24 protein-coding genes, 1 tRNA gene and 1 pseudogene are annotated in these 25837 nt (G+C 69.7%); 14 read left to right on the top strand and 12 right to left on the bottom strand.

Annotated features, from left to right (window positions below; translation table 11 throughout):
* The first annotated feature begins 127 nt into the window (after positions 1-127).
* The 4 genes from ACWGJO_RS01075 (at position 128) to ACWGJO_RS01060 (ending at position 2737) form a co-directional block, all read left to right on the top strand.
* A complete protein-coding gene (locus tag ACWGJO_RS01075; protein WP_452181540.1) occupies positions 128-334 on the top strand; it encodes a hypothetical protein in 207 nt (68 codons plus the stop codon).
* On the top strand, positions 334-1077 hold the full coding sequence (locus tag ACWGJO_RS01070) for a restriction endonuclease (RefSeq protein ID WP_452181539.1): 744 nt from the start codon (positions 334-336) through the stop codon (positions 1075-1077). Before ACWGJO_RS01075 ends, ACWGJO_RS01070 begins: the two co-directional genes overlap by 1 nt.
* A complete protein-coding gene (locus tag ACWGJO_RS01065) occupies positions 1067-1762 on the top strand; it encodes a restriction endonuclease (RefSeq protein WP_452181538.1) in 696 nt (231 codons plus the stop codon). The genes ACWGJO_RS01070 and ACWGJO_RS01065 overlap by 11 nt, the downstream gene beginning before the upstream one ends.
* 72 nt (positions 1763-1834) lie before the next feature.
* Positions 1835-2737: a tyrosine-type recombinase/integrase gene (locus tag ACWGJO_RS01060; protein ID WP_452181537.1), complete on the top strand. Its 903-nt coding sequence runs from the start codon at positions 1835-1837 to the stop codon at positions 2735-2737.
* Between the two features lie 129 nt (positions 2738-2866).
* Here the strand turns inward: ACWGJO_RS01060 and ACWGJO_RS01055 are convergent, their stop codons facing one another.
* Positions 2867-3487, bottom strand: a complete 621-nt coding sequence (locus tag ACWGJO_RS01055; RefSeq protein WP_452181536.1) for a hypothetical protein — start codon at positions 3485-3487, stop codon at positions 2867-2869.
* Between the two features lie 327 nt (positions 3488-3814).
* On the opposite strand from ACWGJO_RS01055, the gene ACWGJO_RS01050 reads away from it, so the two are divergent.
* Positions 3815-4378: a hypothetical protein gene (locus tag ACWGJO_RS01050; RefSeq protein WP_452181535.1), complete on the top strand. Its 564-nt coding sequence runs from the start codon at positions 3815-3817 to the stop codon at positions 4376-4378.
* A 287-nt stretch (positions 4379-4665) separates the two neighbouring features.
* On the opposite strand, the gene ACWGJO_RS01045 is transcribed toward ACWGJO_RS01050, so the two are convergent.
* From ACWGJO_RS01045 to ACWGJO_RS01030, 4 genes are all read right to left on the bottom strand, one after another.
* Positions 4666-5103: an Imm1 family immunity protein gene (locus ACWGJO_RS01045; protein WP_452181628.1), complete on the bottom strand. Its 438-nt coding sequence runs from the start codon at positions 5101-5103 to the stop codon at positions 4666-4668.
* Positions 5104-5312: 209 nt separating this feature from the next.
* Entirely contained in the window at positions 5313-5594 is a 282-nt protein-coding gene (locus tag ACWGJO_RS01040) for a hypothetical protein (protein ID WP_452181534.1), read from the bottom strand.
* Between the two features lie 229 nt (positions 5595-5823).
* Positions 5824-6279, bottom strand: a complete 456-nt coding sequence (locus tag ACWGJO_RS01035; protein ID WP_452181533.1) for an Imm1 family immunity protein — start codon at positions 6277-6279, stop codon at positions 5824-5826.
* Positions 6261-10295: a polymorphic toxin-type HINT domain-containing protein gene (locus tag ACWGJO_RS01030; protein ID WP_452181532.1), complete on the bottom strand. Its 4035-nt coding sequence runs from the start codon at positions 10293-10295 to the stop codon at positions 6261-6263. Before ACWGJO_RS01030 ends, ACWGJO_RS01035 begins: the two co-directional genes overlap by 19 nt.
* 405 nt (positions 10296-10700) lie before the next feature.
* Here ACWGJO_RS01030 and ACWGJO_RS01025 point away from each other — a divergent pair, with 405 nt between their 5' ends.
* From ACWGJO_RS01025 to ACWGJO_RS01005, 5 genes are all read left to right on the top strand, one after another.
* The gene (locus tag ACWGJO_RS01025) at positions 10701-10835 is read left to right on the top strand and encodes a hypothetical protein (RefSeq protein WP_452181531.1); all 135 of its coding nucleotides are present in this window, start codon (positions 10701-10703) and stop codon (positions 10833-10835) included.
* 105 nt (positions 10836-10940) lie between these two features.
* On the top strand, positions 10941-11429 hold the full coding sequence (locus tag ACWGJO_RS01020) for a hypothetical protein (protein ID WP_452181530.1): 489 nt from the start codon (positions 10941-10943) through the stop codon (positions 11427-11429).
* Between the two features lie 46 nt (positions 11430-11475).
* The gene (locus ACWGJO_RS01015) at positions 11476-12000 is read left to right on the top strand and encodes a hypothetical protein (RefSeq protein WP_452181529.1); all 525 of its coding nucleotides are present in this window, start codon (positions 11476-11478) and stop codon (positions 11998-12000) included.
* A 33-nt stretch (positions 12001-12033) separates the two neighbouring features.
* Positions 12034-12219 carry a hypothetical protein gene (locus ACWGJO_RS01010; RefSeq protein ID WP_452181528.1) on the top strand — a complete coding sequence of 62 codons (186 nt, stop codon included), beginning with the start codon at positions 12034-12036 and terminating at the stop codon, positions 12217-12219.
* Between the two features lie 74 nt (positions 12220-12293).
* A complete protein-coding gene (locus ACWGJO_RS01005; RefSeq protein ID WP_452181527.1) occupies positions 12294-13958 on the top strand; it encodes a trypsin-like serine protease in 1665 nt (554 codons plus the stop codon).
* A gap of 158 nt (positions 13959-14116) precedes the next feature.
* On the opposite strand, the pseudogene ACWGJO_RS01000 reads toward ACWGJO_RS01005, so the two are convergent.
* Positions 14117-14422, bottom strand: a pseudogene (locus tag ACWGJO_RS01000) (GmrSD restriction endonuclease domain-containing protein); the annotation flags it as partial.
* A 100-nt stretch (positions 14423-14522) separates the two neighbouring features.
* Here ACWGJO_RS01000 and ACWGJO_RS00995 point away from each other — a divergent pair.
* The 3 genes from ACWGJO_RS00995 to ACWGJO_RS00985 all read left to right on the top strand — a co-directional run bounded on the left by ACWGJO_RS00995 (position 14523) and on the right by ACWGJO_RS00985 (position 18539).
* Positions 14523-15608: an integrase core domain-containing protein gene (locus ACWGJO_RS00995; protein ID WP_452181526.1), complete on the top strand. Its 1086-nt coding sequence runs from the start codon at positions 14523-14525 to the stop codon at positions 15606-15608.
* Between the two features lie 250 nt (positions 15609-15858).
* On the top strand, positions 15859-17001 hold the full coding sequence (locus tag ACWGJO_RS00990) for a Voldacs domain-containing protein (RefSeq protein WP_452181525.1): 1143 nt from the start codon (positions 15859-15861) through the stop codon (positions 16999-17001).
* Between the two features lie 179 nt (positions 17002-17180).
* Positions 17181-18539: a tyrosine-type recombinase/integrase gene (locus tag ACWGJO_RS00985; RefSeq protein WP_452181524.1), complete on the top strand. Its 1359-nt coding sequence runs from the start codon at positions 17181-17183 to the stop codon at positions 18537-18539.
* Between the two features lie 64 nt (positions 18540-18603).
* Here the strand turns inward: ACWGJO_RS00985 and ACWGJO_RS00980 are convergent.
* The 6 genes from ACWGJO_RS00980 to ACWGJO_RS00955 form a co-directional block, all read right to left on the bottom strand.
* Positions 18604-18677: transfer RNA gene (locus tag ACWGJO_RS00980), tRNA-Pro, on the bottom strand.
* A gap of 136 nt (positions 18678-18813) precedes the next feature.
* Complete coding sequence (locus ACWGJO_RS00975) at positions 18814-20235, bottom strand: MFS transporter (RefSeq protein ID WP_452181523.1); 1422 nt, start codon at positions 20233-20235, stop codon at positions 18814-18816.
* Between the two features lie 161 nt (positions 20236-20396).
* A complete protein-coding gene (locus ACWGJO_RS00970) occupies positions 20397-21188 on the bottom strand; it encodes a DUF1684 domain-containing protein (protein ID WP_452181522.1) in 792 nt (263 codons plus the stop codon).
* 194 nt (positions 21189-21382) lie between these two features.
* Complete coding sequence (locus tag ACWGJO_RS00965) at positions 21383-22252, bottom strand: acyl-CoA thioesterase (protein ID WP_387693596.1); 870 nt, start codon at positions 22250-22252, stop codon at positions 21383-21385.
* A gap of 140 nt (positions 22253-22392) precedes the next feature.
* Entirely contained in the window at positions 22393-23082 is a 690-nt protein-coding gene (locus ACWGJO_RS00960) for an alpha-ketoglutarate-dependent dioxygenase AlkB family protein (protein WP_452181627.1), read from the bottom strand.
* Positions 23083-23435: 353 nt separating this feature from the next.
* Positions 23436-24236, bottom strand: a complete 801-nt coding sequence (locus ACWGJO_RS00955; RefSeq protein ID WP_452181521.1) for a transglycosylase family protein — start codon at positions 24234-24236, stop codon at positions 23436-23438.
* A 599-nt stretch (positions 24237-24835) separates the two neighbouring features.
* Between ACWGJO_RS00955 and ACWGJO_RS00950 the strand changes: the two genes are divergently transcribed.
* On the top strand, positions 24836-25711 hold the full coding sequence (locus tag ACWGJO_RS00950) for a hypothetical protein (RefSeq protein WP_452181520.1): 876 nt from the start codon (positions 24836-24838) through the stop codon (positions 25709-25711).
* Positions 25712-25837 lie beyond the last annotated feature (126 nt).

Here is a 25837-nt window from a genome sequence, read left to right as displayed (position 1 = left end):
TCCGATTCCCGCTGCGGCCCGTGATCGATTGTCGACGTTCCGTCAGTTCGTGTCGGAGGGCGCTGCTACATCAGAGGGCGGAACGGGCCGCGAGGGGCGGCCCGCCGACGGGAGGGGAGCTCATCCGATGCCGGTGCCCGAGGGATACCACGTCGTCCGCAGCCACATCCGCCGCAACCCGCGGCCGAGCGCGAAGAAGATGAGCGGCTGGACGATCGTCGGCGTCTGCGCGCTGGTGTGGCTGTGGAGCCATTTCATCGGCTTCGCCGACACCGACACGGCCACGCCGAACAGTCCGGCGCCGACGGCCACCTCCGCCCCGGTGGCGCCTTGATGGCTCGCGGGCGACGCCGGTGGCTGCGCCGACCCCGGGGAGCCACCGAGCATGTGGCGGCCGGTGTCACCGCCCTGGCGGCGGCCACGTTGCTCGCCCAGGCCGCGATCGCCGGTACCCGGGCCGCCGCCCGGTACTGGCCCGTCCTCGTCGTTCTTGCCGCCACCGCCCTCGTCGTCGCGGCGGTGTGGTGGGTGCGGCGCCGCTCCGCCGATCGGGCCCGCGCGGCGCGACGGGCCGGTCTGCGGCTGACCCTGAGCGGCATCGACGCGCTGGACGACCAGGAGTTCGAGTTCGCGTTGCGGGACCTGCTGGTCCGCGACGGCTGGACGGCGCGACAGGTCGGCCGGCAGGGCGACCAGGCCGCCGACGTGATCGGCCGGCATCCGGCGCTGGGCCGGATCGTGCTGCAGGCGAAGCACACCACGGTCGGCGCAAAGGTCGGCTCCCCGGTGATGTACCAGGTCAAGGGCACTGCCGGCCCTGCCCACGGTGCCGACATCGCCGTCGTGGTCACTAACGGCGCCTTCACCCGCGACGCCAAGGCATGGGGCGACAAGCACCAGGTGCACTGGGTCGACCGCGACCGGCTCCGGCTGTGGGCCGAGCACGGCGTGGCCCTCCACGAACTGCTGCACCTGCCGGCCCGAAGGCCCCGGCGACGAGTCCGCCGCCCCGCAGCCCGGCCGATCCGGCCCCGGCGCCCCGAGACGACACAGGAGAGGCCGCACAGTGCGCCATGACGGCACATTCGATCCGCTACTGAAGGCCATCGCCGGGGTGGTACTCGCCATCGCCGTCGCCAAGGTGGTCTGGCAGTGGCTGAGCACCACCTTCTGGCGCTGGCTCAGCGTGGACGTCTGGGGCTGGATCACCGATCACCCCTGGTGGTCGGCTCTGATCGCGGCCCCGCTCGCGCTGGTACCCGTCATGCTCGCGGCCCGCCTCCTCACCCCACGCGGGTACGTCCGCTACGTGGAGGACAACTTCGACGACGAGGCCCCGGCCATCCTGACGTACGGGATCCATCACCTGGACGCGATGGAGGCCACGGAGTTCGAGCGGGCGTGCGCCGCTCTGCTCGTCCGCGACGGCTTCACCCGGGTCCAGCACTCGGGCCGCGCCGGTGACCTCGGCGCGGACGTCATCGCCTGGGACCACCTCGGCCGCAAGGTGGTCATGCAGTGCAAGCACTACGGCAAACCGGTCGGCTCCCGGGACGTCCAGACCTTCAACGGCACCGCCCGGCCCGAACACCACGCCGACGTGCCCGTCATGATCGGACTCAACGGCTTCACCCGGGACGCCCGCAACTTCGCCGGCCGCCACAGCCTCGCCCTGGTCAACCGGCAGATCCTCCACGACTGGGCCCAGGGCACCCACCTCTACGACGCCATCGACAACGAAGCGGACCGCGCCGCCGCCTGAGCACCCACCGGGGACCTGGCGGCGAGGAAGGAAGAGCCCGCCGCGAACACCTACGCCGGGTACACGACTTACATGGAGAGGGGCTTGGTCGCCGCGTTCGGGCGTTGCCGGTCGCTGGATCTGCGGCCGAAGCAGATCGAGGACTGGATGGCCCCGCAGCGCAAGGCCGGCCGGGGCCGGGTCACGCTCTACCGGGTCGTCTCGACGCTGCGCAACGCGCTGAACCACGCGGTGCGGTCGTGGCGGCTGAAGTTCAACCCGGCCGAGCACTGCGTGCCGCCCAAGCCCCGCGCGGAGGAACGCACGTGCTGGACCCCGAAGGAGGCCGCGGCGTTCCTGCGGCACAACGCGGAGCAGTACGCCGACCAGCTGGCCGACCTGTTCGAGGTCCTGCTCGGCACCGGCATGCGCCGCGGTGAGGTCCTGGCCCTGCACTGGCCGGACGTCCACCTCATGGACCGCAAGCTGTTCGTCCGCTGGACCCTGTCCGCGATCGACAACGGCGACCTCCACTTCAACCAGCCCAAGACCGAGGCCAGCCGCGCCTGGATCAGCCTCTCCCCCAGGGTCATGGACGCCCTCCACCGCCAGGCCGCCCTCCAGATGGCCGCCCACCCCGAAGGCCGGCTGGAGGGCCTGGTCTTCGCCCACGCGGACGGATCACCCCTGCGGCCCCAGTGGGTCCTCGACCAGCTCCGCAAACGCACCACCGAGCTCGGCCTGCCCAGGATCGGCCTGCACGACCTGCGCCACACCGCGGCCAGCATCATGATCGCCGAAGGCATCCCCATCGCCATCGTCTCCAAGACCCTGCGCCACGCGACCCTGGCGACCACGATCAACCTCTACGGCCACCTTTTCAAGGACTCCGCCGACCAGGCCGTCAACGCCCTCGCCCGAGCCCTCGACCAAGCCCAGGCAGGCCAACTCCGCGCCGTCCCCCGCGGCGACGACGACATGCCGCTCGCCGCATAGCCGCCCGGTCGGTCGGTCACCCGACCTGTCGTGCCGGGCCGACAGTGCCCCGTCGGCCTTCCTCCCCGGTTGCCGCGGACGGCGGGCGGAGGCACCTTGCGCGCCCCAGCCTGCCGTCCGGCGCGGGGTTCAGCGCCGGAAGCCGCGGTGAGGGTCGCGGGCCTCGACGTTCCCGAACGGTTCGAACCAGGCCCGCGCGCGAAGGTCGCCCACGCCCAGCTGCCGGTTGGCGTCGCCGTCGGGGTCCTCAATGCCGTCGAAGCGGGCGCTGTAGAGCATGAGGACATCGGTGTCCTGGAAGAACATGTCCGTGCAGCCGCCGAAGTCGTAGTCGTCACGGTGGACCGGCAGCGTGCTGTGTGCGTCGGCCACAGTGTCGTCGGGGTTGTCTTCGAGCTCGTCGGCGCTGTCGCTGGCGTCGTCGATGGCGAGGTACAGGGCGAGCTCCTCGGCGGTGCACGTCGGCCGCGGCCAGCGGCCGCGCGCGACGTCGTCGGCGGCGCGGGCGAAGCGGCGCCGCCGCTGGAGGTCGGTGGCGAAGGTCAGCTTCGGCAGACGCGGGAACACACCCCAGGTGCCTTCGTGCTCATCCGGTACGAGGCGTCCGTCGCCGAGTCCCTCCGCATCCTCATAGGCCTCGTGAGCCAGGAGCGACAGGGCGGTGTGGAGGAGGTCGGCCGTGCGGGGGGTCAGCAGCCACTGGCAGCGATCGTCCTCGCACTCGGGGTCCTCGCAGTGCGGGTCCTCCACGGAGAAGAGCGCGGCGAAATCGGGGAGCTCGGAAGAAGATGAGAAACAGGGGATCTGCGGTGGCGTGGCACAGCGTGGTGGAAGTTCTGCCAGTGGGGTGGCGTCATGGGCGAGGGCGTACGCGATGATCGGCCGGTCAACATTGGTGGCGACGCCGCGCCCAGGCGCTGGGGCTGGGGCCCTCGCCTTTGCCGGGCGCTGGTGGTACCGGACGAATCCGTGCGGGCGTCGCCGTGGCAGTGCTCACCGTCGAGACTGGGGCTGATGCCTGGCCGGCCGGTCCTGTGGGCCTCAGCTGGTCGGCATCGTCTTCGATACGGTCAGCCCATGACACAGACCTTCGCCTCACCCGCCGATGCCGTTGAAGCCATCATCAGGGATGTCCTGCAAATCCGGGAAGAAGCACACCGGAAGGCTCACGACGCCAGCCGCTTCGGAGGCGGAGCCAACTTCCAGGACGTGGAGCATACGCTCAGCGCGATGCGCGAGGATACGATGCTGCGCTGCCTGGGCCACCTGCTGGGCGTCACGGACGAAGACTCCGTTGACACCTACGTCTTGAGCTGGGCAGCAGCACGCGGGCTGGAACTGGGTGAGACGTCGGTGCGTGTTCGGGAGTCGCCGAATGCCAGCAAGCTCTACGAACAGCGCGCACAGGCGCAACTACTCGACGTACTCCGCGAGACGGGCGAGACAGGCATGCTCAAGACCAAACTCCTGCCCCTTATCAAGGAGGCGGACAAGCGCTCGTGGATCGGCGGCAGCGGCTGGCTCGAGCAGTGGCTCGGTGACGGCACCGTGATCGCCCGCCAGCACGGTCGCAGCACCACCTATGTGCATTGTGACTTCGCTGCACCCAACGTCGCGGGCAGGACCGGCACAACACCATAAGTCAACCACCTGGTCACACTGCTCGACGTGGTCTTCGAGTTGCGATGCCCGGCGGCCGCCCCAGCGAGGGACGTCGCAATCTGGGCTCTACTGCCGGTGGGCGACCCGGTTGTGTTTACCGGTCGCCCCCTTCGGAGGGCGACCGCCAGGCATGAGCTATCCGGCCCGCCAGTTGCTCGGCCTCCACCGCGAGACGGGAGCGCTGGGCCTCGATATCAGAAAGCTAACACCCTGATGTTCGGCTCGGATTCGAGCAGAACACCAGGGTGTTAGCTTCTCATTTTTGACTAGTCGTCAAGGTATTGATTTTTCCAGGATACGCAGGTTGGGCGCTGCCCTCCGGACTCCAAGAACTCCCTTAGGGCCTTCCGGACCAAGTCGAGGGGAATCTCCGTCTGGTCTCGGAACTGAGTCCAGTGCCTGCAAAGGTAGTACTCGGGGGAGTTTCTGGATTCCGGCGGACCTGCGGAGACGAAATTTCCACTGGCGTCTATAAAGAGCAGAATCCCAACCTGCAGCCCTTTATCGACTCCCACCTGAAATTCGTGATCCGGGATTCCCGACTCAAACTCTTCTCGATCCAGATGGATGATCTGCGCCAGATTCTCGTTCGCCGGCCCCGCCAGGAGTGCGTCGATCAGGACATCGGCTTCCTCAAGAGAGTGGAGATGGTCTGGCCGACCAGCCCGACTTGCCCTATACCGAATTTCGGCACTTACCGCCACTTCCACCACGCCCCTTCACCCTATGGGCGCCGTAAACTAGACAGTCCCATGCGCCGTTCGAATTCGGAAAGTAAACAGTAAGACCCTGCCCTTGCCGAGAACTTCATCCGGCCTGGTGGGAGGCAGGGTACACAAGCGCCGACCTCGTCAGTCGAATAGGCGCTCTGGCAGAGCCGACGAGCTCCGCGACATGATGATCGACCGTGCTGCTACGACTGGCGTACCTGGGTGTGACGAACGCGTTCGCGTTGCTGCGGCTGCTGCCGATGAGCGACCGTGAGAAGGACGTGGAGATCCTGGCTCTGCGCCATCAGATCAGCGTTCTGGAGCGGCAGCTGAGCCGCCAGCGGGTCCGCTTCGTAGCAAGCGACCGGGCAGTCCTGGCCGCGCTGCTGCAGGGACTGCCGACGCAGGTGCTGCGTCGGATGCGGTTGCTGGTGCGGCCCGACACCGTACTGCGCTGGCACCGTGACCTGGTCGCCCGCCGTCACGCTGCCCGGTCCCGGCCGTCTCGGTGGACCGGTCACTCCTCCGACGGCCGACGGCATCATCCTGCGGGCGGCTTGCGTCGCCTGACTGCGGACTCGCGCAACGCCCTTCGAAGACGGTGCGGAATCACCGCGCTGCTGACACCAGGCGTCGCCCTCCCCGGACTGCCTCGAAAGACATGTCGGCTCCCTCCAAATTCGGAGGGAGCCGACGTGCTATCACAGCTGGGTGTTATGCGCCGAAGGTCTCAGGCTGCCACTCGATGCAGGTGGGACGCTGTCCGCCCGAAATGAGGAATTCCTTCACCGCCTGGCGGACGAGCGGTATCGGGATCTCCGAGTGGTCGGCGAACTGGGTCATGTTCCACACGAAGTGGTACGTGGGCTTGGTCCGGGTCTCCGGCGCTCCGACTGAAGTGAAGTTCCCCTTTTGGTCCATATACGACACGAGCCCCAGGCCGAGGCTCTTGTCCGCACCGACCAGGAGCTGGTGGTCGGGGAACCCCGACGGATGCGGTTCCCGGTCCTGTGAGTACACCTCGGCCAGGGTGCAGCAGTCGTCCTCCCCGTCCAGGAGGTCATCGACGAGCGCATCGATGCCCTCCGGGGTGGTGATGACGACCGGCGCCTTCCCGTGGCCCTTCCGGTACCTGGCTTCGACGCCCTTCGTCAGCATTCCTTCGTCCATGTTGCTTTGTTCCTTCCAAACGCCTTGCTCCGCCAGCCGTCGCGACAAACCGCGTCCGGCCAGTGCACCACCAGATCCTTGTCGCCGAGCAGGTAGTCGAGAATCGCATCGCAACCGAGGACCGCGTCGCCGCAGGGGCCTCCATGGTTGTTGATGGCGATCTCGGCCTTGCTCATCCCCTTCTCGTACATGAGGGCGACGAACTTCTGCTCCACGTCCGAGGCGCGGGCGGAGGTGGCATTGCCCAGGGGATATCCACCCGCCCTGATCTTATCGTTCACCCAGTTGAACAGCTCGCGGTCCTTGTCGGTATCCAGACCGCTGGCCAGGTTGTATCCAGCCCGGTCCCCGGCGTCACCGCGGGCGAATCCAGCGGTCCACTTTCCCTTCGTCCACTCCGGGAGCTTCTCCCTCATGGTCTGGATGAGGGGGTCGAAGCAAGCGTCGTTGTGGACGAGTACAGGCGTCTGGCCAGCCAGGACGTAGTAGGTGTGGAGGTCGCGGACCGTCAGGTTGTAGGCGCCCTGGGTCTCATTCCGGTGCTGGATCCCGGCCACCTTCGCGGTGGCACCGTTGGGGGTCCGCAGCTGGTCGCCGACATCGAGATCGCCGGCGTCGACCCACGCGTGCTGGTTCTCGGCCCAGAACGGATGATGGTCGGTCGCGGTGAGGTTCCCGTTCCCGCTCTCACCGGCGACGGTCAGGTCGGTGAAGTCGGTGTCGTTCGGCGTGTAGATGCGCCGCTCAACGGCCTTGGGAGCCGTTTCACCCGTGATCGGGTCTGTGGCGAGGACGGTGTCGCCGGCCTCGATCGATTCGATGGGCTTGCGGCTTCCATCGCCCATGAGGACTGGAGTGCCGGCGGGGAAGCTGTTGATCGGGCACGAGGCAGGGACCCGGGTGACGAGCTTCTTGATGAACTCTGCGGCCTTCTCGCCCCAGGACCCGAACTTCTTGGCCCACTTGGCGAATTTGGCGACCGCAGCGCCGTCACCGATGAAGGGGATCGCTCCGATACAGGACTGGAGAGCGTCAGCTGTCCGGCCTTCGACGGCGTAGTAGGCACAGTTGACGAGGTCGGCGATGTCGGCGAGGCCCGGGGCGATGACGCCGCCGGCGCCTCCGATGACGTCGAGGGTGAGGTGGACGCTCTCGGAGAAGAAGTGATAGAGGGCGTTGAGGTTGTCGCTATCCTCCTTCTGCTTCTTGATCTCCTGCTCAAGAGCCGAGACCTGGTCCTGCTTCTGCTTGGCGGCCGCCTCGTCTGCGGCCAGCTGGGTGGCGTCGTGCAGCTTGCGGAGTTCTTCCGCCTTCGCACGTGCCTCCTCGACCTGGGCGAGCTTGGCCTTCTCTTCGGCTACCTGCTTTGTTTCCCAGTCGGCGTGGGCGTTGTCGGCTGCAGTCTGAGCAGCGTCCGCGTCCTTGCCTGCGGCCACCGCAGACGCTCGTGCCTCCTGGGCGGCTTCCGTGGCGTTGGAGGCTGCCCACCTGGCCATTCCTGCAGACTGTGATGCTCGCTTGGCGGAGTAGCCGGCGGCTGCCGCGTCGTGTGTAGCAGATGTCTGCGCTGCCTTCGCGCTCTTCGCGGCCTCGGTGGCCTTGGCGGCGTCGGCCTGGGCGGCATCGGCAGCGGCCTGGGCCCTGGCAACATACTCAACCGCAGTGTTGGCCGATTGCTGGGCAGTATTGGCGTAGCCCTTGGCTTCTTCGGCAGCACCCCGGGCAAGGGCGGCGGCCTGCTGAGCCTCCGCGGCGTCCTTGTGGGCTATGGCGACAGTCGCAGTAGCCTCGGCGATCAGGCCCTTGACGTCCGCGACATGGACGGCGGTCAGCCGATCCTTGCGCTGTGCCGTGTACTGGCCCTCGGCGACGAAGGCACGGAGCCTGAGTACGGGTCCTTCAAGGGCTACCTGCGCGGCGGCCTTGAGCTCGAGCTCGGTGGACGTGGGATCTGCGAGGCGAGTGGCGGTGAGCCGGTCGTCGGCGGCCTGTGCGTCGGCCAGGCCCTTCTCGAGAAACTCCCGCAGGGCCTCAGGGGTGTTGACCCGCAGCGCGGCGTCGCCGGCACGCTGGACAGCGGGGCCAGCCTTGTCAATGATGCGCGTGATCGCCAGCCGGTTGGCAGGAGCGGCAGCCACGTACTGGCCGCTGGCCAGGAAGGTCCTGACCGTGACAGCGTCACCCTGGAGGGCGGTGTAGGCGGCGGCCCGGACCGCTTCATTCTCGGAGTCGGTGTAGATCTGCGTCGCCTGGACACGGTCGTCGTGTTCCTCGGCCGCCCGGCGTCCGGTCTTGAGGTAGGAGAGGACTGCGGTGTCAGGTCCGGTTAGGGCTGCTTCTGCTGCCTCTTGTCCCCATGAGCCCGCAATCTTCCGGGAGAGGATGGCAAGCTTGCGGCCGTCGGTGGCAACCTGTTCCGGCGTGACGCCGGGCTGGTTGGCCAGCTGGGCCAGTCGGTCAGCCTCGGTCTTGGCCTTCTGAACCTCCTGACTTGCCTTTTCGATCTCCGCCCGCTCGTCCGCCTCATCGGCGGCGGCCTTGCGCGCCGTCTCCACGGCAGCTGCCGTGCGGTTCGTCAGATCCTCGGCCTCGGTGAGACGGGCCAGGTTCTGGAACTCGTTGGCCTTGTCGACCGCGCTCTGCGCGTCTGCGGCAAAGTTGGAAGCGGCATTCGCGTGGTCGGTGGACTCCTGCGCGGCATTGGCGCTCTGGCCTGCGTGGTCGGCGGCGTCCCGGGCGGCCTGGGCCGCAGCAGCAGCGTGCTCGGCAGCCGACTTCAGGAAGACCTTGGCGTCTGCGGCCTTCGTGGCGGCCTGTTCGGCCAGGCTCTGGGAAGCCGCTGCGGCACGCCCGGCTTCGGCCGCCTGACGGCGCGTCGCCGCTGCGGCCTGCTTGGCCTTCGCCGACTGCCCACCAGCGCTGTCCGCGTAGGCACCAGCCTGCTCGGCGGATCCTGCTGCCGAATCGGCGTTGGCCTTGGCGCTCAGGGCGGCTCTCGACGCGTCCTTGCTCTCCGATGCGGCCTTGTTCGCATGGTCGAGCGTGGTCTGTGCGTCCACGGCAAGCTTGGCCGCCGCTTCAGCAGCCTCGGCCTCGACGCGAGCTTCATGTGCCTTGCTGGCATCGCCAGCTGCGGCTGCTGCTGCGTTTCGAGCACGCACAGCGGCCCGCTGGGCACCTGCGGCGGCAGCCGCCGCGTTCGCGGCCGCATAGGCCGCGGCGCGAGCGGAGGCATTGGCCGCGCGAGCTGCGGCCATGGCCGTCTGCGCCGCATCACCCGCACGTCCGGCCGCCGTGGCTGCGTCATTGGCAGCGGCGGTGGCCTTGGCCGTGTCATTGCCGGCCTGCTGGGTCTCGGACGCCGCACGCGCGGCATCCCGCTTGGCGTCCTCCGAGTTCTGGACCGCCTTGTCCTTGGCCTCGACCGCAGCGTTCTTCTCCTGGGTCGCCTGGGCGGTGGCGTCCTTCGCCTGCTGCGCCAACTGCGCGATGCTCGCGCGTTCCTGGTCACGGCTCTGCGCGATGTACTGGCCGACCGAGAGGAAGTCACGGACATCCTCGATCGTGCCGTTGAGCGCGGTACGTGCCGCAGCCTGGGTGTTCACACCACCGGCGCTGAGGATCTGGACGAGTTTGACCCGGTCGTCCGCCTCCTTGGCGGTGAACTGGGTTTCGGTCAGGAAACGCTGGAGATCGTCACCGTTGCCGCGAAGCGCCGTATCTCCTGCGGCCTGAAGACCTCGGCCCGTACCTGTGGCGGGGTCGATGATCCGGGTGATCCACAGACGTTGGTCCGCCTGCAGGGGTGTCTGCCAACCGTTCTGTAGGAAGGCGTGCAGGTCAGCGACCGTACCATCCATGGCCTTGCCGGCGGCCTCACGAACCTTCGGCCCACCGAGGCTGGAGATCTGCGTGGCAGAAAGCAGGTCATCGGCATGCTGAGCCCAGACCAGGTCGCTGTCCAGGAAGCGCTTCACGTCCTGATCAGAACTGGCCAGCGCGGCCTCGGCGAGCATATGAACGCGGGGCCCACCGCTGAGCCACGCCTCCAGAGCGCGCTCGCGGTCATTTAGCTGGACCTGCCCGTCGATCGGTTCGTCTGCGACGGCGTTCGGAAGACCGGCCCCGACCAGGCCGACTGTGAGAGCAAGCGGAAGCAGACTCAGGGAGATTCTGTCCAGCAGTGGCTGTCTTCTCCTCTCTCGTCGGCGTGAGCGGGCTATCGGATTGTGCACCAGGAACCTCCACTGTCGACGTCGGCCATGTCGGACCGCAGCGGAGCTTACCCGGGAATTATGCCCAAACAGAAAGAGTACGAAGTAGTCGAGTTGATGGACAGCCAGGTCAGCTCGCCCTTAGATGGCAGACATATATCGCCAAATTATCCCGTATCACCAATAAACACTCAGCACCGTCAAATCATGACATCCATGCAGGTCATCGCTGCTCACGAGTTGTCTTCTCGCCGCCCCATCTGGTTCGATGGCCGCGATTCCCATGCGATCAAGCAGGGGAAGGAAAGCCACATCCGGGCAATCAAACATTCCATTTTTTGACGCAACGTCAAGAACCTTTGGCTCGCACACCATTTGGCCGAGCCCCCCCGGTCTCCGAAGGGGGATGCCCGGCTGGTCATGAAAGATGAACGAGAAGGATTAGGCATGGCGAACAACATGTCCCGCTGGCTCGCTGCCGGCGTCATCTCCCTGGCCGCTACGCTCGGCGCCACCGCGCTCGCTTCTGCCGAGAGCACTCCCGCGGACAACTCCGCCGCGCCACCTGCGGTCGAGGACTTTAACCACCCTGGCCCCTCCCCTTACAGCAACGTCAAGCTGCTGCGCGGTGACGGCCACATCCTCCTGTCCGACTGCGCCGTCGACGACCAGATCAAGGTGCTGAGCATGGACCTGCCCGACGACAAGGGAAACCAGATCTGCTTCCGGGCCACCACCAACACCGGCTACCTGGCCATGGAGGTGCCGAACGTGATCCGAATCCGCACCGACAACTACGCGGTCAGCGCCAAGCTCACCACCGTGGACGGCTCCCAGACCATCAACGTCCCCAAGGGCCCGGGCGGCGCCAGCGTCGGAATCGGTAACGGCAGCGGCCAGCAGACCGCACTCCTCGAACTGCGCATCACCGGCTGACGGCCGGCCAGCACACTCCCCGCTCACCTTCCCGATGGAGCCCCAGGTGACCCACCCTCCCCACCGCGAGGCGAGGAAGACCAGCCGTAGCACCGTACGGTGGTGGCTGGCCGCCGCCGCGATGACCGCCGCGGCCCTAGCCGGCGCCTCCGCGATCGCTTCCGCCGACACCACCCCGCCACCCTCTGACGACTCCGCCGCACCGTCGGCCGTCGAGGACTTCTCCTACCCCAGCAGCGCCGACATCACCAAGGTGAAGCTGCTGCGCGGCGACGGCCACGTACTGCTCGGCGACTGTGCCAACCCCTCGCAGATCCAGATCTGGACCCGGGCCCCAGGCAATCCGGACAACAAGGTCTGCTTTACCGTCGCCGGCACGACCGGATTTCTCACCCTGCAGCTCCCCGATGCCTTCGCCATCCAGACCAGCGGCGGCCACTCGCTCCGGGCCGGTCTTACCGCCGGCGCCACCCCGCAGAGCATCGACGTCCCCAAGGACGGCTTCAAGGGGATCGGCGAAGGCATCAACGGCAGCCCGGCGAACATCGTCGAACTAACCGTCACCGGCTGACCACCACCGCTCACATCTAGGCGGGCGGCTTCAGTGCTTCCGACCGTCAACGGCATCAAGCTGCCCGTGACAACAATCAGCGACACCACGCGCGTGCTCGCGGTCGGCAACGCCGACGACATCTGGACCGCCGCCACAAGAGCCGACAGCAGCTGGCTCAGCTTCTATCCCGTCACCAGCAGCGCCATCCAGAGCACTGCCGCCGCCAGCGCTGACTGAGTCCGCCCGTACCCGTTCTCTGCAAGGCCGTCAGGCGAAGCCGACCGCCGCGCACTTCCCGAAGGACCATACCCATGTCCCACAAGAACCGCTCCCGCTCCTGGCGGACCGGCATAGTGGTCGCGGCCGCGACCGCCGGCGCTCTGACCACCTTCACCCCGGCCGGCGCCGTCCCCGGCGACGCCGCCGCCAACGGCTCCTACGCCTTCACCGCACGCCTGGTGATCGGTGACAACCTGCGTGCCTGCACCGGTGCGCTGGTCGACCGCAGCTGGGTGCTGACCGCCGCATCCTGCTTCGCCGACGACCCGGCGCAACCGCAGGCCCTGGCGGCCGGCGCGCCGAAGTGGAAGACCACCGCCACCATCGGCCGCACCGACCTCACCACCAACGGCGGCAAGACCGTCGAGGTCGCCGAGCTGGTGCCGCGCGCCGGCCGCGACCTGGTGATGGCCCGTCTCGCGACGCCCGTGGACGGCATCGCTCCGGTGGCGGTCGCCACCGCCGCGCCGGCCACCGGGCAGACGCTGCGCGTGCCCGCGTACGGGCGCACCAAGGACGAGTGGGCGCCGCTCAAGCTCCACACCGGCACGTTCAGCCTCGACAGCGTGAGTGCCGCGGGCATCGGAACCACCGGCACCGGTGGCTCGGCGGTCTGCAAGGGCGACACTGGCGCCCCGGTGATCCGCGAGACGGGCGGCATGGCCGAGCTGGTCGCCGTCGCCTCCCGCTCCTGGCAGGGCGGCTGCCTGGGCACCCCGGCCACCGAGACCCGCACCGGCGCCTACAACGCCCGGGTCGACGATGTCGCCGGCTGGGTGCAGCAGACCCGGGCGAAGGCCGTGGGCTGGAAGACCCAGGCCCTGGTGCGCAGCGACGCCAACCTCTACTTCGCGTCCCGTCTGTACGACGGTTCCTGGACGCCGTACGAGGATGTCCAGGCCGCGGCCGGCAACATCGGCGGCGTCCGTGCCGTCGCCACCGCCGGCATCAACACGTCCACGCACATCATCGCCCTGGGTGGTGACGGGCACCTGCACTACGCCATCCGCAACCTGGACGGCAGCTGGGCGCAGCGCTTCGTCGACCTCAACATCGCCCTCAACGACCTCGGCAACATCACCCAGGTCTCCATCTCCCCCATCGGCGACAACCTGCACGTGGCCATCGTCGCCGACGACTTCCTCTTCCACACCGTGCGCAACGGCGCGGGCCAGTGGGGCGCCTTCGGTGTGGTCACCGATGTCGCCGGCCCGCTGAAGGGCATCACGTCCATCTCCGCCGCCGGCGCCGCCGGCGGTGACCTGCACATCGCCGCCGTGTCGGGCGGGAAGATCTACCACACGCTGCGCAACGCCGCCGGGAACTGGGGCGCGTGGGGGTCGGTCGCCGACGCCGCCGGCGCCACCGCGCCCGTGACCGCCGTCGCCATCTCCCGCCAGAGTCTCGATCTCAACCTCGCCTTCATCGCCAGTGACGGTCAGTACCACACCCTGCGCTGGGCCAACGGCAGCTGGCAGCCCGTCGCCTCCCTCGGCGGCGTCATCGGGAACGTCACCGGCACCAGCATCAGCGCCGCCCCCGTCGACACCGACGCCCAGTTCGCCATCGCCACCACCGACAACAAGGTCCTGCTCACCGCCCGCCACAACGACGGCACCTGGGCCACCCCGGAAGCCCTCGACCTCACCACCATCCCCGGCAATCACACGGGAACCATGATCACCAGCAGTCTTTGATCACACACCGTCAAGTAAGGTTCCGGTGGGCAGGGCCTTGGCTCTACCCACCGGAACCCTGACTTCCCGCATCGGCGAGTGACTCTCGGCAAGTGGGCCGCCGACCACACCCGCGATGCAGATCACATGGAGAAGAAGGTCGGGAGGCACCTACCGGCTCATCGGGCAAGTACGACCTGAAGCTCGGTGTCCTCGCAGCCGGCAGCGATCCGGTGCAACGCGTCAGCTTCCCGTTGATCAATGCTCAAACCCCAGCGGGTCTTCACGACAACCCAGTCGCTGACATATGTGCACGCAAAGTCCCCTGCCGGGGGCATCCAGTCCGCAGGATCCTTGTCGGCTTTCGAGCGGTTCGTCTTGGCGGAGACGGCGAGCAGCGCCCGGGGGTCGCCAAGGTCGTTGCCGTATCGCTCACGTTCCTTCGGACTCCAGTTCGAGGCCCCGCTGTCCCAGGCTTCGGCGAGGGGTACGACGTGTTATCCGTGCCTGTGCCGTTCGGAAACTCATCGCTGCTGTTCGGAGCGGGTCTGGCGAGCCGTCACGGCCTCCTGGAACCCTGTCCAGGTGATCGTCTCACTGGTCTACAAGGTGGCGCGGAAGCTGCTCGCGCTTCCGGCAGTACTGCTGCGTCGGGACACGGCCAAGGACGCCGAACTCCTGGTGCTGCGGCATGAGAACGCGGTGCTGCGCAGGCAACTCACCGCACCAGTGCGGTACGAGCAGGCAGACCGGCTGTGGTTCGCGGCACTGTCGTCGCTGATCCCCCAGCGTCGGTGGGCGCAGGTGTTTCCGGTGACGCCCGGGACTCTGCTCGCGTGGCACCGAAGGCTGATCGCCCGGAAGTGGGACTACAGCAAGCAGCGGGGCAGGCCCGGTAGGCCGCCGACCGCGAACGCGGTGAAGGCGCTGGTGTTGCGGCTGGCCAACGAGAATCCGCGCTGGGGCAGCCGTCGGATCCAGGGCGAACTGGTCCGCCTCGGGCATCCGATCGGCGCGACGACGGTCTGGGAGATCCTGACGGCGGCGGGCATCGATCCGGCCCCGCGCCGCGGTGGGCCGACGTGGCGCGAGTTCCTGACCGCGCAAGCCGAGGGCCTCATCGCCTGCGACTTCGTGCACATCGACCTGGTCGACCTGCGCCGCGTGTACGCGCTGGTCTTCCTCGAGCACGGCACACGACGGTTGCACGTCACCGGAGTGACCGCCCACCCGACGGCTCCCTGGGCGGTGCAACAGGCGAGAAACCTCGCAGTCGAGCTGGACGTCCGGCTCGACTCACTGCGTTTCCTGATCCGCGACCGGGACGCGAAGTACACCGCGTCGTTCGATGCGGTCTTCGAGGCTGAGGACGTGGAGGTCATCAAGTCGCCGCCTCGTGCGCCGCGAGCGAACGCCCACTGCGAACGAGTCATCGGAACGCTGCGGCGCGAGGCCCTCGACCACCTGCTGATATGGAACGAGACCCACGCGCGGCAGATCCTCAACACCTACGCCCGGCACTACAACCGCCATCGCCCACACCAGGCTCGAGGACAGCTCCCTCCCCTCGCCCAGGAGCACCCGGTGCCAAGAGCCGGCCTGGCCGCTCACCGGCTCCTCCGCGCGCGCGTGCTCGGCGGCGTCATCAATGAGTACCGATACGCGGCCTGACCAGCAGCGATGAGTTTCCGAACGGCACAGGGTCGAGGCGATCTGGAGAACCCTTCGGTGGGCTCTGCACGCCTGCACCAGGCACCCTCGTGACACGGCAGGGCGGCGTCGCGCCAGACGTCACCTTCCCGACGAAACCTGGCCAACGGCACGATGCGCGGACCCGCAGCAGGCCCACTGCTGACGGTGCGCCAGAATTGGGCCTTAGCCAGACAACAAGGCCCAAACCATTCCAGGAGGCAGGCACACCGTGACCCGCTACAGCATCGACCCCGACCGGCGTGAGCTGATCGCCGCCTGGGGAACCGGCGAGGGCGACCTCGCCACCCGGGTGGCCTCCCTTCCCGCCGGGGCCGACACCTCCGACCTCCTGGGCCTGGCCCGCGCACTCAGCCACCTGTCCGAGGCCGCCTGGCGTACCTACACCCACCCCGCCAGCGCCGCCGGATCCTTGGAGCCCAACTCCGAGGGCTGGCGCCGTGAGCAGGAACGCGGACACTTCGGCGAGGTCGCGGACGCGGTCGCCAAGCCGAACCTGCCCAGCGGCGGCGCGATGCTCGTCTCCTACAGCCGCGTGCTCGAATCGGCCCACCAGGCCGGACGCGCCCTCCACGAACTCGGCGACCCGGCGCTGACGGAGGCCGTCCTCGCCGAGGTCGCCGCCGAGCTCGCCGCCGTCCAGAACGCCGAGCTCGGCGACCTGGCCGGCCGCGCCCAGCAGGCCGTCCTGCTCAGCCGCGAGGACGCCTCTCCCGTCCAGGTCGCCGCCGCGAACCGTCTCTTCGAGCAGGACCCCTTCGGGCCGGCCGAGCTGTTCTCCCAGGTCGACCCCACCGCGGCCGCCGTCGCCGCGGCCCACTGGCTCGCCGCCGCGGCCGAGGTCACCGCCGACGCCTCCGGACACGACCCCGAGCAGGTCGTCGAGGAAGCCGACAACATCGAAGCCCTCCCCCACGAGACCCCGACCATCGTCCTCGGCCTCATCGAGAGCGGCGCCACCCCCCGCGAAGCCGTCACCGGCCTCGTGCGCCACGCCATGCGCATCGCCGACGGCCTCCTGCCCGACCCCGACTCGCTGCGCGAACAGCTCGACGACCTGGAGGAGACCCTCGCCGACTACGGCGACGACGCACCCGACCTCGCCGACGTCGAACTGCGCCTGACCCCGCTCGACCCCAAGCGCCCCGCCCGCGACCTCCTCGAAGACCTCCACACCGGTATCCACGCCTGCTGGCTCCTGCACACCCAGTACGACGACCTCGACGACGAAGACGACGACACCAGCGCCGAGGACTGGACCGACGAACAGGCCGAACAGCACCAGCAGCGCAGCCGCGAGCGCTTCGCCCAGCTCGTCCGCGAAACCGCCACCCACCGCGAACCGCTCATCTGACCAGCCCGGCCCCGGCTAGGGGCTGACAGCCGACCTCCCGCGGATCTCCCTTTGCCACTGGTCAAGGGAGATCCGCAGATCAGCGGTAGTTTTTCTCGGCCGGTGGTCGCATGGTGATCGCCCGCGGGCGCAGACTGGAGGTGCGGACAACTCGCGCACGACCCTCCGAGGCGATCACCATGCGCTGCTCACCGAATCCCTCAGGCGACCAGAGTCGGGGGCGTGTCTACCGGCGGTGCGGCTGCCGCGACGACGACCACCGTCAGCTCGGCACCCGCTGCCCCCACCTCGCTGTCGACCCCCTTCACGGGACCTGGGCTTTCGCCGTCGACACGCCGCCCGTCGACGGCCGCCGCCACACCATCCGCCGCGCCGGCTTCCCCGACGAACTCGACGCCCGGATCGCACTGCGGCGTTTCAACGAGGGCCTGGCCCTGTGTGTCATCACCGACCCCAGGCAGCGCACCGGCGACTACCTGAGGGACTGGCTGGACGAGAAGGAGCTGCGCCTCAAGCCCACCACCATGGCCCGCTACCGCTCCTACGCCGAGCAGGACCTGATCCCCGCCATCGGCGCGATCCCCCTGGTCGACCTCACCCGTCGGCACCTGAGCGCGTTCGTCACCGCCCAACTACGTCGAGGCCGCGGCAAGGTCACCGTCTACCGGATCATGGCCACCCTCTCCAGCGCCCTGTCCAGCGCCGTCTACGACGGCCGACTGGCACGCAACCCCGCCAAGCCTCCACTCCTACCACGACCCGCCTCCGCCCCCAGACGCCTGTGGACCGAGGAACAGGCCGCCCGCTTCCTGCGCTTCACCCACGTCACCGACCCCCTCTACGCCGACCTCGCCGAACTCATGATCGGCACCGGCATCCGCAAAGGCGAAGCCCTCGCCCTGCACTGGAACGACGTCCACCTCCCCGACCGCGTCCTGTTCGTCCGCGCGACCCTCTCCGCCATCGACAACAACCGGCTCCTGCTCACCGCCCCGAAGACCAAGGCCAGCAGGATGTGGGTGGCCGTCTCCGACCGCGTCGCCTCAGCCCTCAACGACCGCGCCGACACTCCCTTCGGCAACATCACCGACGGCGGCGGGTACGTCTTCCACCGCCACGGACGCCCCCTCCACCCCAAGAACGTCCTCGACCACTTCCACCTGCTCTGCGACAAGGCCGGCGTCCCCCGCATCGCGCTGCACGACCTGCGCCATCTCATGACCAGCTTCGCCCTGGCCGCAGGCGTCCCCCTGCCCGTCATCTCCAAGACCCTGCGTCACCGCACCCTGTCGACCAGCGCCAACATCTACGCCGAGCTCACCAAACTCGCCGCCCGCGCGGCCGTCGACGCCGTCGCCTGGATCCTCGACAGCGCCGACCACGACGTCCTCGGACTCCCCACCTGCCGCGCCCAGCGCCCCTGGCGCCAGCGCCCGCGCCTCCACCGGCAACTGCCTGCCTACCAGCACACCCGCGCAGCGGAGCCGGCCACGCCCTGGCCGATGTGGCCCGGTGACCACCATGCGACCACCAGCTGACGGAACAACAGGAAGAGCCGGCACTCGGTTTCCCAAGTACCGGCTCTCACAACCGACTTCGCAGTCGGGACGACAGGATTTGAACCTGCGACCCCTTGACCCCCAGTCAAGTGCGCTACCAAGCTGCGCCACGTCCCGTGGTCTCGGCGCCTGCAGCGGGGCCTGGGGGGCTCTGCTGTGGGCTTCTCGACCTTGTCTCCGGTTGTCCCGGCGACGTGGAAAACAATACAGCACGTCGGGGGGTGCTCGCTGCCAGGTTTGGGGGGTGGGTGGGTCAGGGGGTGGGGTGGCGGGCGTCGTAGGTGAGGAAGGCGGGGCGGCGGGCGGCGAGGAGGAGGACGGCGGCGACGCAGGCGAGGCCGCCGGTGATCACGGAGGTGGCGGGGTTGGTGAGGGCGGCGACGGTGCCGGACTCGAAGTCGCCGAGGCGGGGGCCGCCGGCCACGACCACGATGAAGATGCCCTGGAGGCGGCCGCGCATCTCGTCCGGGGCCGCGACCTGCATCATCGTGTTGCGGAAGATCATGCTGACGGTGTCGGCGCAGCCGGCGACTGCGAGCAGCAGGAGGCCGAGCCAGAGGTTGTGGAGGGCACCGAAGGCCGCGATGGCCAACCCCCAGGCGGCGACGGCGGCGAGGATGGCGGCGCCCTGGCGGTGTACGCGGCCGACCCAGCCGGAGAAGAGCGCGCCGATCAGAGCGCCGACGGCCGGGGCGGAGACCAGCAGGCCGACGGTGCCGGCGTCGCCGCCGTAGAAGGTGACCGCGATGGCCGGGAAGAGGGCGCGCGGCATGCCGAAGACCATGGCGGCCAGGTCGGCGAGGAAGCTGGTTCGCAGGTTGGGCTGGTCGCGCAGGAAGCGGAGGCCGTCGAGGACGGAGGCGCGGCCCTTGCGCTCGCCGAGCGGCCGCATGGCGGGCAGGCGCCACATCGCGTAGAGGGTGCCGGTGAAGGCGACAGTGTCGATCAGATAGGCGGCCTGGGCGCCGTAGGTGCCGATGAGGACGCCGCCGAGCATCGGGCCGACGGTGAGGCCGAGGTTCATGCTGACGGTGTTCAGGGCGTTCGCCGCCGGGAGTTGGTGGCTGGGCACCAGGCGGGGGATCATCGCGGACCGGGCGGGCGAGCTGATCGCGAAGAACCCGGCCTGGGCGGCGACGGCGGCGTACAGGACGGCGACCAACCCGAGGCCGGCCAGTGCCTGCGCGGCCAGGGCGGCGGAGACGACGGCCAGACCGGCCGAGCCGATCAGGCCCAGCCTGCGCCGGTCGACGGTGTCGGCGATCGCGCCGCCGTAGAGGCCGAAGGCGACCAGCGGGACGAGGGAGAAGATGCCGACCAGGCCGGTCGCGAAGGCGGAGCCGGTCAGTTCGTAGACCTGGACGGAGACGGCGACGGCCGTCATCTGCTGGCCTATGGAGGAGATGGCCTGCCCGGCCCAGACCCGGCGGTAGTCGGGGTGGTCGCGCAGCGGGCTGAGGTCGGCGAACGCCCGCCGGTACCAGGGTGAGTCGGCCGCCGGTCCCGGCCCGGGTCCGTCCCCCGGCCCGGGATCGGGTTCTGACTCGGCGGCGGAGTGCGAGGGGGTGGAGGGGGCCGGGGACGCCGAGAGGGCCGAGCTGTGCGAGGTGGACGGGGCGGGCGACGAGGACCGGGACGACGACGGGGACGGCGTGGAATGTTGATTGTTCGACATAGTCCCCCATGCTCCGCTCCGCCCCCGGACGGTCTCCCACCGGGGCCCTTGCCAGGGCCCGCCCGAGCCGGAAGACGCCCGAGCCGGAAGACGCCCAAGCCGAACCGCGGCCCGGGCCCGCCCGAGCCGAACCGCAGCCGGCCTCGCCCGCCCCCGGGCCGTTACCGGCTCAGCACCTGCCTCTCCCCCGCCTCCACCGCGAAGTCCAGCCGGTTGCCCGGCGGCGGGAAGGGGCAGATGAAGTGGTCCGAGAAGGCGCACGGCGGCAGGTAGGCCCGGTTGAGGTCGAGGACGGTGCGGCCCTCGGCGTCGGGCGCCGGCAGGGTGATGAAGCGGAAGCGGTAGGTGTCGATGCCGCTGGTCGCGTCGGCGATCACGCCGCTGAGCCGCTCTCCCGACCCGCTGACGGTCAGGGTGCGGTGCTCGCCCGCCACGGTGAAGGCGATCTGCCCGGAGACGGCCAGCGGGCGTTCCCGGCCGTCGGCGTTCGGGACGACGACCGACCGCGCGTCGTCGTCCTCGAACGGGGTGAAGACGGCGGGTACGGCCCACTCTGGCGCGTACGGGTAGGCGGAGATGCCGGCGAACGCGACCCGGCGGGGTGCGGCCGGGTCGAAGACCCGCAGGGCCAGCTCGCCCTCGCGCTCGATCGGGACGAGCAGCAGGGCGCCCAGGGTGGCGGTGTCGGCGGCCGGGTCGCTGTCCGGGCGGAGCAGCACCTCGCCGTCCACGGGTGCGCCGGCGCCGTCGATCGTGATGCCGTCGGAGGCCGCGGCCCGGACCCGCACGCCCTCGGCTTCGGCCCACCAGCGCCCTGGCAGGCCGGGAATCTCGGCCGGCTCGGGCTCCAGCCAGTGGGTGCCGGTGAGTGCGAGCTGGCCGTGCTCCGCGCTCACCGACGCCGCCCGGCCGTCGCTCCAGTGCTTCCAGTCCTCCGCGGCTGTCGCCGTCATCGGTCCACCCTCCCGGTCGGTTCGCGGACGGCCCGCCGTTCGGGCCGCCCCTCTCGGTCATCCACAACACCGTCCGATCGGACGGATCATTCCTGCCGGCCCGGAACCGCCGAAACCGCAACACGGCGGCAACGCGCCGACACGCGGCACAACACGGGGCACGGAACCGGCCGCACACATCGCCTACCGGTCACCTACCCGTCGCGGCGCTTCAGCGGACGGAACAGTCCCTCCTGCATCACGGACACCACCAGCCGGCCGTGCCGGTCGAAGATCTGTCCCCGCGCGAGGCCGCGCGCGCCGTGCGCGATCGGGGACTCCTGCTGGTACAGCAGCCAGTCGTCCGTCCGGAACGGCTGGTGGAACCACATCGCGTGGTCGAGCGAGGCCATGTCGAAGTTCCGCTCGCCCCACAGCGGCTCGACCGGGGCGCGGACGGCGTCCAGCAGCGTCATGTCGCTGGCGTAGGTGAGGGCGCAGACGTGGATCAGCGGGTCGTCCGGCAGGCGGCCGTTGGTGCGCAGCCAGACGCCGCTGCGCGCCTCGACGCCTTCCAGCTCCTCCTCGGTCCAGCGCAGCCGGTCGACGTAGCGGATGTCGAAGGGCTGGCGGCGGCTGATGAACGGGGGCAGCTCGCCGAGCCGGGAGCCGACCTCGTCCAGGGCGCTGGGCAGGTCCTCGGGGGCGGCGACGGCCGGCATCGGGTACTGGTGGTCGATGCCGCCCTCCTCGGGTCTGTGGAAGTCGGCGGTGAGCGCGAAGATCGACCGGCCGCCCTGGATGCCCAGCACCCGGCGGGTGGTGAAGGAGCGGCCGTCGCGGATCCGGTCGACCTGGTAGACGATCGGCACGCCGGGGACTCCGGGGCGCAGGAAGTAGGCGTGCAGCGAGTGGACCGGGCGCGCGTCGTCCACTGTGCGCCCTGCCGCGACCAGTGCCTGCCCGGCGACCTGGCCGCCGAACGTCCGTTGCAGCGCCTCCTCGGGACTGCGCCCACGAAAGATGTTGAGTTCGATCTGCTCAAGGTCGAGCAGATCGACCAGGTCGTCGACGGGGGTACCCATGCGCACGCTTCCTCTCCGGACTCCGAATGCATTCTCCAGCTCACTCGAATTCTCCGGCGACCCGGGTCATTCCCGCGCAGCAGTCCGGAACCCCCGGTTCACTCGAACGAGTAGACGAGCGACGGCCGCGCCTTCCGGGGCTACTCCCCCAGGCCCGACTCCCGGACCGTGATGTTGAGCCGCCCGACCAGCCCCAGCGCCGGATCGGCCGTCCCCGGCAGCGTCCGCACCACCCCGTGGTACGCGAACCGCGCCGGACCGCCGAATACCAGCAGGTCCCCGCTGCGCAGTTCCAGGTCGGTCCACGGACGGGTCCTGGTCTCGGCGTTCCCGAGCCGGAAGACGCAGCCGTCGCCCAGCGAGAACGAGACCACCGGCGCGTCCGCCCGCTCGTCGCGGTCCTGGTGGAGCCCCATCTTCGCGCCTTGCGCGTAGTGGTTGACGATCGCGACGTCCGGCTCGTACGACGCCGCGCCCGCGATCTCCCCCAGGGCGGCCCCGTACGCCTCGACGACGGCCCTGCGGGCCAACTCCCCGAGCAGCGGCGGGAACGGCTTGACGGGCGCACCGTCCTCGGCGACCCGCCGGTACCCGTACGGGTACCAGTGCAGGCCGAGGCTCACCATCCGGACGGACATCATCCCGCCGGTGGGCATCCGCACGGCGTGCAGGCCGGCCGGCGGGCGGGCCCACTCCCGGCAGGCGGCGACCAGGCGTTGCTGAGCGCCGAGGTCCAGCCAGCCGGGAAGCAGGACGGCGCCGGGGGCCGGTTCGGAGCGCTCGCGCCCGTCCGGGCACCCACCCGGGTCGCCGAACAGCTCACCCTGGATCACCCCACCATCCTCCCGCACCGCGCCGGCCCACGAACGCCGACGGCCGCTCCCCCGGTCGGCGGGAAGAACCCGCGGGACGGAGAAGCGGCCGTGGAAGCCGTGCACATCGACACATCGGTACGTCAGCACATCCGTACATCCGTACATCCGTACATCCGTACGTCAGCACGTCAGCACGTCCCTGTGCCCTGATGCCCGTACGTCGGCACGTCGGTACATCAGTTCGTCAGCACCTCGACAGGTCGGCGCATCGCTGCCCGGTCGGGCACCGGCGCCGTGAAGCCCGGCAGTCGATGCCGGCTGCGCACGGGACCTCAACGCTCGGGGAGACCTCAGCGCTCGGGGAGACCTCAGATGCTGAGGGTCTGGCCCGGGAGGATCAGGTCCGGGTTGCCGCCGATGACCTTGGCGTTGTTCTGGTACAGGTCGTGCCAGTCCAGGCCCTGCGCGGCGGCGATGGAGCTCAGGGTGTCACCGGCCTTGACGGTGTAGTCGCCCTTGGCGGCCGGCTTGGCGTCGTTCGAGCGGTTCCAGGACTTGGCACCCTGGTCGGCCTTCGGCGCGGACTTCGGGGCGTCGGCCTTCGGGGCGGCAGCCTTCGGCGCGACGGCGTCGGTCTTCGGCGCGGCCTGGGCCTTGGGGGCAGCCTTCGGGGCCTCGGCCGGCTTGGCGGCGGCCTTCGGAGTCTGCGCCGGCTTGGCGGCGGTCGAGCCGGAGGTGGAGCCCGACGAGGTGTCGACGGCGGCCGGGGCGCCGCCCTTGGTCAGACCGGCCTTGACGGAGCAGACGGGCCAGGCGCCCGGGCCCTGCGAGGCGAGGACCTTCTCGGCGACGGCGATCTGCTGCGCCTTGGTGGCCTGGTTGGCCTGCGGGGCGTAGGCGGTGCCACCGAAGGCGGCCCAGGTGCTGGAGGTGAACTGCAGGCCGCCGTAGAAACCGTTGCCGGTGTTGATGGCCCAGTTGCCGCCGCTCTCGCACTGGGCGACGGCGTCCCAGGTGGAGACGGAGGCGGCGGAGGCCGAGGTGGCCGTGACGAGGCCGGCCACCGGCAGGGCCGCGACAGCGGCGCCCGCCACGACCGCCATCCGAACGCGGTTGCGCTTGGTGACGGTGGAGGTGGTGGCAACGGCGGTCTCGTTACGGAAGGTCATGGGGTTCCTCTCGACAGCCCCGGGCGGACATGCGGAACCAGGCCCCGGAAGGGGCCTCGTTCGCTTGCCGCGTCCGTCGGACGGCCGTGCACGTGTCGGACGTGCCGCTGCCGCCCCGGCCACCCAGCCGCTCGCCGACGACCTGTTCGAGCGATCGCGTCGGCGGGCACCTGCCGCACCCGGCGGACCGGGGGGCTGTGCGTCGGGGGTGAACCCGGGTGGCGCTCGTTGCGCCGACCAAGAAGCTACGAGCCGGTCGACAGGGAAGCCAAAACTTCAACGATCTGCCCAGCTCAGCCGGGGGTTACCGATGGTAACGACCATGCAATCGTGACCGAAATGTCCGCTTTGGCCATCGATTCCTAGATCAAACATCAGTGCGGCGTGACCCACCTCACTGTTTGATTCCGGCAGTCCAGGCACCGACATCGACAGATTGCGACCACGGGAACACGCCACGCGGTCGGATCAGACGCAATTCCCGTCAGCCTCGACGGGCACCCGTGACGCCTGACACAAGGGCCCGTTGGGCATGGCGACCTCCCTGTGTCCGCCCCGAACCCCCATCCGCACCCATCCGAGGAGACCCTGTGCCGCGCATGCTCGACGTCAGCGACGAGGTCCGGTCCGAGATCGGCGACGACGAGGCCGACCGGCTGCTAGGCGGTGACCGCGGCCCCGACGGCTACGAGTGCACCTCCTGCCGGACCCCCGGCGACACGCACGTGGAGCCCACCAGCACCGTGCTGTTCGTCGGCGAGGAGACCGCCGTCCTCGCCTTCGCACACGCCCGCTGCATCCCTTCCCAGGTGGTCCCGGTCTCCGAGGAGCAGCTGGCCGGCGCCGTCCGCAGCATCAGCCAGTCCCAGCCCGGCGGCCCGGACCTTGCCGTCCCCGCCGCCGCGCCGGGCGCCCCCGCACCAATCCCCGACTCCGCCCCGGCACCCGCCCCGGCCGCGGCCGCGCCCGGCGGACCCTCCCCGACCCAGCCGGCCGCGCCCGGCCAGGCCGCCGTCCTCGGCATCACCTGCGGGCTGGTGCTGCACGGCAAGGTCGGGCACGCCTCGCTGGTGGTCGAGCCGACCGGGCCGGTCGGCCGCCCCGGCAGCACCTCGGGCGAGGACGAGTTCCTCGACCTGCTCCACGACGCCGGTTTCCAGCCCGTCACCGACCTGGACGAGACCCCGGACCAGCTGCCCGGCTGGTCCGTCCTGGTCGCGATGGGCAAGCTGCACGCGGTCCTCCAGCCCGCCGCGGCCGGCGGCAGCACCGGGTGGTGGCAGGCGCACCAACCGCTCCAGGTCACCGACGCCTGGCGGATGGCCGCGAACCAGCTGTCCGAGGTGACGATGTACGCCGTGCCGGCCGGCATGGTCGGACGCCAGCCCCGCGAGGACCTGCTGCGTCAGGCACTGGAGCGGGCGGTGGCACTGGGCCAGGTGGTCGCCGCCTCCCTCCCGCTCGCCGGCACCTGATCCGTCCCGGCGCCCCGTCCCGCCCGGTCCCGCCCCGTACCCGCCGGAAGACGGCCTCCTCCCCGCGGCCGTCTTCCGGCGGGCGGGCGCGCGCCCAGCGCCCCAGCGCCCCGATACACCCGACAC

The organism is Kitasatospora sp. NPDC054795 (assembly GCF_053611565.1).
This window is presented reverse-complemented; position numbering and strand designations above follow the sequence as displayed.

What these genes read in the sequence shown, in the direction of transcription:
- ACWGJO_RS01050 (WP_452181535.1), top strand. Translation starts at nt 3,815, where the DNA reads ATGACACAGACCTTCGCCTCACCCGCCGATGCCGTTGAAGCCATCATC.
- ACWGJO_RS01030 (WP_452181532.1), bottom strand. Translation starts at nt 10,295, where the DNA reads ATGCTCGCCGAGGCCGCGCTGGCCAGTTCTGATCAGGACGTGAAGCGC.
- ACWGJO_RS00965 (WP_387693596.1), bottom strand. Translation starts at nt 22,252, where the DNA reads ATGGGTACCCCCGTCGACGACCTGGTCGATCTGCTCGACCTTGAGCAG.
- ACWGJO_RS00950 (WP_452181520.1), top strand. Translation starts at nt 24,836, where the DNA reads ATGCTCGACGTCAGCGACGAGGTCCGGTCCGAGATCGGCGACGACGAG.
- ACWGJO_RS01070 (WP_452181539.1), top strand. Translation starts at nt 334, where the DNA reads ATGGCTCGCGGGCGACGCCGGTGGCTGCGCCGACCCCGGGGAGCCACC.
- ACWGJO_RS00970 (WP_452181522.1), bottom strand. Translation starts at nt 21,188, where the DNA reads ATGACGGCGACAGCCGCGGAGGACTGGAAGCACTGGAGCGACGGCCGG.
- ACWGJO_RS01025 (WP_452181531.1), top strand. Translation starts at nt 10,701, where the DNA reads ATGACATCCATGCAGGTCATCGCTGCTCACGAGTTGTCTTCTCGCCGC.
- ACWGJO_RS01005 (WP_452181527.1), top strand. Translation starts at nt 12,294, where the DNA reads ATGTCCCACAAGAACCGCTCCCGCTCCTGGCGGACCGGCATAGTGGTC.
- ACWGJO_RS00955 (WP_452181521.1), bottom strand. Translation starts at nt 24,236, where the DNA reads ATGACCTTCCGTAACGAGACCGCCGTTGCCACCACCTCCACCGTCACC.
- ACWGJO_RS00985 (WP_452181524.1), top strand. Translation starts at nt 17,181, where the DNA reads ATGCGCTGCTCACCGAATCCCTCAGGCGACCAGAGTCGGGGGCGTGTC.
- ACWGJO_RS00975 (WP_452181523.1), bottom strand. Translation starts at nt 20,235, where the DNA reads ATGTCGAACAATCAACATTCCACGCCGTCCCCGTCGTCGTCCCGGTCC.
- ACWGJO_RS01075 (WP_452181540.1), top strand. Translation starts at nt 128, where the DNA reads ATGCCGGTGCCCGAGGGATACCACGTCGTCCGCAGCCACATCCGCCGC.
- ACWGJO_RS01035 (WP_452181533.1), bottom strand. Translation starts at nt 6,279, where the DNA reads ATGGACGAAGGAATGCTGACGAAGGGCGTCGAAGCCAGGTACCGGAAG.
- ACWGJO_RS01020 (WP_452181530.1), top strand. Translation starts at nt 10,941, where the DNA reads ATGGCGAACAACATGTCCCGCTGGCTCGCTGCCGGCGTCATCTCCCTG.
- ACWGJO_RS01060 (WP_452181537.1), top strand. Translation starts at nt 1,835, where the DNA reads ATGGAGAGGGGCTTGGTCGCCGCGTTCGGGCGTTGCCGGTCGCTGGAT.